The following is a 1,544-nucleotide window of genomic DNA, read 5'->3' on the forward strand; positions in this document are numbered from 1 at the left end:
GCCGGGGCGCGGCGGTGTGCAGGGCGGCGCTGGCAAGTCCGCGCGGCGGGAGCGACCCGATAAAGCGGACAAGTCGGGCCGTCGGGACGGGGCAGGCGCTTCGGCTGGCGACATCGGCGGGCTGTCCGCGCAGTTCGAGTCGGGCGAGGACGGTATTGCCGCCGTCGGCTATGACCGGCACGGGGGCACCTCGTACGGCAAGTACCAGATTTCGTCCCGGGCCGGGACCATGGACCGCTTCCTTGATTTTGCCCGGCAGGCCGCGCCGGACATAGCCTCGCGTCTGGAGGCTGCCGGACCCGCCAACACCGGCGGCAAGACCGGCGAAATGCCGCGCGTGTGGCGCGAAATAGCCGAGGAACAGCCGGACCGGTTCGAGGCCCTGCAAGAGCAGTTCATCCATGAAAGCCATTATGCCCCCGCCCTGCAGGCCGTAAGCCGCGCCGCCGGGCTGAGCAAGGGCACGCTGTCGCCCGCGCTGCGCGAGGTGCTGTGGAGTACCGCCGTGCAGCACGGCCCCGCCGGGGCCACCCGCATCTTTGCCCGCGCGCTGGACAACATGACCGAGCATCAGGCCGCGGCCCATGAAGGCGGGAACGGCGACGCCGCCGTGCAGGCGGGCACCGCCAGGGCGGGCCGCAACTTCGAGAAGCAGCTCATCCGCGAGGTGTACGCGGTGCGTTCCGGCCAGTTCGGGTCCTCGTCCGAGCGGGTGCAGGCCGCCGTGCAGAACCGCCTGGACCGCGAGATGAGGCTGGCCCTGGCCATGACCGACGGCAAGAACCGCGCGTAGCGCGGCAGGTTCCGGCACCGTCTGCCGGACCGTTCGCCAGACCGTCCGCCAGACGGCCTGCGCCCAGTGGGTCGCGCTGGCCGGTCGGGCAGGGCTGCCCGTGATCTTCGCCCGGGCCGTTTCGCCGGTCCGGCGTCACCCGTCGCGCCCTCGTCCCCCAAAAAACACACAGTCCGCAACGGTGCGCGCCATCCGCCGATTCCCGGTGAAAGCCCGGGTGTCGGTCTTTTGGCGCGTCCGATTGTTTCCGCCCGTGCCCGTTCGGGGCGCCTTCCCCTTCATGACCTGCAACATTCTTCCGGCCTGCTGCATCGGAACAGGGCGGATTTTCGGCGTTTTGTCATCTGTTAGCTGCCCGGTGGGGCGGTTTTGCCAACACTGTCGCGCCGGGCCGTTGACACCGTGGCGTCTCCCGCATACTCTGCACATATGAACACGTGTTCATATGTGCACGCAGAATCAACGGACGGGCAGCCTGCACGCGCGGGCCGCCGGTTTTCCACGGAGATACGCCCATGACCGCCTTTCGCATCGAGGAAATGGACTGCGCCAACGAGGTGAGCATCCTGCGGCACGCGCTGACCCCGCTGGTGGGCAACCCCGACCGGCTGGAATTCGACGTGCTGTCCCGCCGCATGCGCGTGGACATGGAGGGTCTGGACCTGCGCCCCGACGACGTGGTGGCCGCCGTGGCCCGCACCGGCATGCGCGCCGCGCCCGAAACGGCGCACAGGCCCGGGGTGGTGCTGGG

At 69.8% G+C, this 1,544-nt stretch carries 2 protein-coding genes; both read left to right on the forward strand.

The features are described from left to right. A partial coding sequence (locus tag FVW20_RS14865) for a VgrG-related protein (RefSeq protein ID WP_443677873.1) occupies positions 1 to 793 on the forward strand: 793 nt, incomplete at its 5' end. A gap of 515 nt (positions 794 to 1,308) precedes the next feature. Next, the coding region (locus FVW20_RS14870; protein ID WP_196610219.1) for a hypothetical protein at positions 1,309 to 1,544 on the forward strand (236 nt) is incomplete at its 3' end.

It is taken from the genome of Nitratidesulfovibrio oxamicus, from assembly GCF_015731765.1.
Lineage (GTDB): Bacteria > Desulfobacterota > Desulfovibrionia > Desulfovibrionales > Desulfovibrionaceae > Cupidesulfovibrio > Cupidesulfovibrio oxamicus.